The organism is Methanosalsum natronophilum, assembly GCF_024808815.1.
Classification (GTDB): Archaea; Halobacteriota; Methanosarcinia; order Methanosarcinales; family Methanosarcinaceae; genus Methanosalsum; species Methanosalsum natronophilum.
This window is the reverse complement of record NZ_JANUCS010000040.1, coordinates 1-1,754: the sequence shown is the minus strand read 5'-3', so window position 1 is coordinate 1,754 and position 1,754 is coordinate 1. Positions and strand designations below refer to the sequence as shown.

At 32.7% G+C, this 1,754-nt stretch carries 3 protein-coding genes; 1 reads left to right on the top strand and 2 read right to left on the bottom strand.

The window, feature by feature from the left end; genetic code table 11:
• Positions 1-94: 94 nt before the first annotated feature.
• Together J2T59_RS10170 and J2T59_RS10165 are read right to left on the bottom strand one after the other, a co-directional pair.
• Positions 95-439, bottom strand: a complete 345-nt coding sequence (locus J2T59_RS10170) for an oxidoreductase dimerization domain-containing protein (RefSeq protein ID WP_259135829.1) — start codon at positions 437-439, stop codon at positions 95-97.
• A 256-nt stretch (positions 440-695) separates the two neighbouring features.
• The gene (locus J2T59_RS10165) at positions 696-1,370 is read right to left on the bottom strand and encodes a methyltransferase domain-containing protein (protein WP_259135828.1); all 675 of its coding nucleotides are present in this window, start codon (positions 1,368-1,370) and stop codon (positions 696-698) included.
• Between the two features lie 277 nt (positions 1,371-1,647).
• Here J2T59_RS10165 and J2T59_RS10265 point away from each other — a divergent pair.
• Positions 1,648-1,754: hydantoinase B/oxoprolinase family protein (locus J2T59_RS10265; protein WP_374761093.1), on the top strand; the 107-nt coding region annotated here is incomplete at its 3' end.

The following is a 1,754-nucleotide window of genomic DNA, read 5'->3' as shown; positions in this document are numbered from 1 at the left end:
GTACAATAACAGCATCTATCATGAGTTCATATTAATCTGACATACCTTTTAAAGTTAGCCAATGTGTCAACATTTTATTTTATTTTATTTTATTTCATCGTATCATATGTCTTATGTCAGCACAGACACTGGGATATGAATATGCCATTTCTTTCAGTTCTTGGCGTGTAATTCCTTTCCTCATAGCAATTGAGAATATATTGATCACTTCTTCTGCAGATCGGCCTAGAATATGTGCACCTAATATCTTATCAGTAGATTCCTCGATTATTATTTTAGAAGCCGCGTATTTCCCATTAAACATCCGTGTAGAATACCAGTCACTACGGTCATGCGAGATTACCTGACACCCTTTTCTTACACTCCTACTATCAATTCCTACTGAAGCTAATGTCGGAATTGTGTAAAGAACTGCGGGGATGCCTGTATAGTCCACCATCTTCCTATTACCCCCAATTATATTCTCAGCAACTGCAAACGCTTCCAGGTTAGCTGTAGGGATAAGTTTGGGGCCATTCTCATTACAATCCCCTGCTGCAGATTCTTTGAATGGCTGAAAATGGGATTTAGAAAAATAGCACAGAGATATGAACGTCTTAACCTTATTTTTAAAGGATTGTTGGATATTGCATGTTTCATGTTATGTTGGAAAAAGGTGTATCCGGTGTTTTGAAATAGGCTCTTATTTAAAATAACTAATCTCTGTTAAAACCATGAACAATTAGTGAGTAGGTCAATCCAAATAATTTTTCTTCATAGATTTTACCTTCTGGAAATAGAGTTTCAATATCTTTTTTACGCAATAAATTCACAGATTTAATAATCTCATAAGCTTTTTTGTTACATGATGCTTTTTTTCTTCTTCCAAGATCGAAATTGCGAACCAAAAAGACTTTAATTCTAAAAGGTAAAAATTGGAAAAATGGATAATGAAAATGAGGTTCAAATGGAAAGTAAAAATTAGGAGTTTGTAAAAAATACTCATTCGCTAGTCTTTTAAGTTCGGTGGCCATTTGAATCTGCTCTTTAGATCCACCCACATGTTCAATTACTGAATTTGAGAATGCAATATCAAAATAATTATCCGGATATTCGGTAAGATTTTTGGCATCTCCTATGGAAGTTTGTATATTACTATAAACACTATCTACATGAAATATATTTACAATTGTAATCAAGTAATCATCATTTCCAGCAAAATCTGCTTTTTCCCAGAAAGATACTGTACCACCAATATCAATTATTTTAATTGGTTTTTCGTGGTTCTTTATCAACTCTTTGAGTAGATCAATTCGTTTCATTCTTAAATTTGTAATCAATGAATCATTACTGTTGACATCGGTGATTTTTTTTAAATACGATCTGACCATCTAGTATCAATATATATTAATAAGTAAAAAGTTTATCTCTTGAATCAAAGTTTATGTAAATGATGATTAATTCGTATCTCTATCAGAATTTGATATTAAACTTGGTTCATGAATATTGTGAGTCCATTAAGTAGACAAACAAATCAAACATATCTAACAATCACACTAATATATTAATATGGATTATTGTGACTTAGAAATATCAGGGTGAGTGATATGAGCAATCCGGATACAGATGTCAGTGATGAAATGAAAAACAGCAATAAGGGTAACACAGGTGCCGGTATTGCTAGAAGAGTTCAGTATCAGAGAAAATAGTGGTGGTCCTGGAAAATATAATGGGGGGAATGGTGTTACCCGAAAAATACGGTTTCTTGACAAAAT